The organism is Spirillospora sp. NPDC049652 (genome assembly GCF_040675125.1).
Lineage (GTDB): Bacteria > Actinomycetota > Actinomycetes > Streptosporangiales > Streptosporangiaceae > Spirillospora.
The window spans coordinates 1-1941 of record NZ_JBFAOF010001189.1 but is presented as its reverse complement, the minus strand read 5'-3'; the positions used below and the strand labels follow the sequence as shown (position 1 = coordinate 1941).

The window sequence follows — 1941 nt, the reverse complement described above, 5'->3', positions numbered from 1 at the left end:
GCCGCGCCCGGCGAGCCGGACGGCCTCGTCCGCGACCAGGCAGAGGAAGCGCAGGTCGGAGCCGGGGACGACGTCGCCGCTGTGCTCGGCGGCCTGGAGCAGCGCCATCGCCGGGAACGGCTCCAGCACGAGCGCGGGGACCCGCCAGGACCGCAGCTCGGGCGGGCCGTCGATCGGCTCGGGGCCGAGCTCGGCGGACGGCAGCGGGTGGTCGCCGTGGGTGGGGAGCGCGATGGCCAGCTCGACCCGCATCGCGCCCTTCACGAGCGGCTCGTAGGAGGTGCCGGTGAAGTCGCGGGTCGCGAACGGGTGCGGCTCGCCGGCAGGCGCCTGTGACCCGCCGGCAGGGGCGGACGGGCGGCCGGCGGGCGCGTGCGGACCGCTCCGCTCCGCCCACAGGCAGAGCGCCCCGCCGTGCCACGTGCCGTGCGCGACCAGCATGCCGACCTTCCCCCAGCTCCCCCGAATCCTGCGACGACCACCGAAGCTACCAGCGGCCGCCGACACCCCCGCCCCCGTCCGCCGAGCTGTGGATAACCCGGGGAGATTAGGCTCTGGGCGTTGTGCTCAAGGGAGAGTTGGAGGCGCTGTGGGCGAGTTCGTGCGTGTCGAGACCGAGGACGGCGTGGCGACGATCCGGCTGGACCGGCCGAAGATGAACGCCCTCAACGCGCGGATGCAGCGGGAGCTGATCGAGGCCGCGCGGCAGGTGGGCGACGACGCCGAGGTGGCGGCGGTCGTCCTGTACGGCGGCGAGCGGGTGTTCGCGGCCGGGGCCGACATCAAGGAGATGGCCCCGCTGTCGTACGCGGAGATGTCGGGCGCCCCGTCCCGGCTGCTGCAGGACTTCACCCGGGAGCTCGCGGCTATCCCGAAGCCGGTCATCGCGGCGATCACCGGGTACGCGCTCGGCGGCGGCCTGGAGGTGGCGCTGACGGCCGACTTCCGGGTCGCGGGCGAGGGCGCGAAGGTGGGCCAGCCGGAGATCCAGCTCGGCATCATCCCGGGTGCGGGCGGCACGCAGCGGCTCGCGCGTCTCGTCGGGTCCGCCAAGGCGAAGGACCTGATCTTCTCCGGCCGCCACGTGCGCGCGGACGAGGCGCTGGCCATGGGACTCGTCGACCGGGTCGTCCCGGACGCCGACGTCTACGCGGAGGCCAGGAAGTGGGCCTCGACCTTCGTGGGCGGGCCCGCGCTGGCGCTGCGCGCCGCGAAGCAGGCCATCGACTCGGGACTCGAGGTCGACCTGGAGAGCGGCCTGGAGATCGAGCGCACCCGTTTCTCCGCGCTGTTCGCCACGGAGGACCAGCACAACGGCATGAAGAGCTTCATGGAGGAAGGGCCGGGCAAGGCCAAGTTCACCGGTCGCTAGAAGTCCACGGGCCCGCTAGGGAGTTCACCGGCCGCTGGAAGGTCACCGGCCGCCAGACGTTCACTGGTCGCCGGGGCCGAGCGGCGGCAGCGGCCGCCAGATGGCCGGATGGACGTACAGCGCCGCCGCGACGAGCAGCCCTATGGCGATGACGGGCAGGAGCAGCCTCAGCCATAGGGCTGCCGACGTGTTGTAGCGGCACCGGAGGGTCACGACGGTTGCGGCCAGGACGCCCAGCGCCATCTCCGCCGCGCGGTCGGCCACCGGGGTGAGCCGGACGAGCGCGAAGATGGCCGCGTACATGCCCGCGCCCGCGAGGGTCAGCGATCCCATCCGGATGATCACTTCGAGCGGGACGGCGATGAGGGCGGCGACGCCGGCGCGGAGGCGCGCGGCGCGTCCGCCTCGTGCGCTCGTGATGCGCAGCCGCATCCGCCGCAGGGCGCGGCGCGCGTAGACGGCGAAGAACCAGAGCAGGCACGCGAACGAGGTCAGGGTCGGGACGGCGAGGGCCGTTCCGGGCAGGACGGCTAGCGTGAGCGCCCCGAGCGCGCCGCGCAGCCTGCGCG

General features: G+C 74.0%; 2 protein-coding genes and 1 pseudogene. 1 reads left to right on the top strand and 2 read right to left on the bottom strand.

All coding sequences use genetic code 11. From position 1 onward, the window contains the following. Positions 1 to 441, bottom strand: a pseudogene (locus tag AB0J52_RS38420) (ATP-dependent helicase); the annotation flags it as partial. A 148-nt stretch (positions 442 to 589) separates the two neighbouring features. On the opposite strand from AB0J52_RS38420, the gene AB0J52_RS38415 reads away from it, so the two are divergent. Then, the gene (locus tag AB0J52_RS38415) at positions 590 to 1372 is read left to right on the top strand and encodes an enoyl-CoA hydratase/isomerase family protein (protein WP_500187952.1); all 783 of its coding nucleotides are present in this window, start codon (positions 590 to 592) and stop codon (positions 1370 to 1372) included. A 60-nt stretch (positions 1373 to 1432) separates the two neighbouring features. On the opposite strand, the gene AB0J52_RS38410 is transcribed toward AB0J52_RS38415, so the two are convergent. Continuing rightward, positions 1433 to 1941 (bottom strand): hypothetical protein (locus AB0J52_RS38410; protein WP_500187950.1); only part of this gene is annotated, 509 nt, incomplete at its 5' end.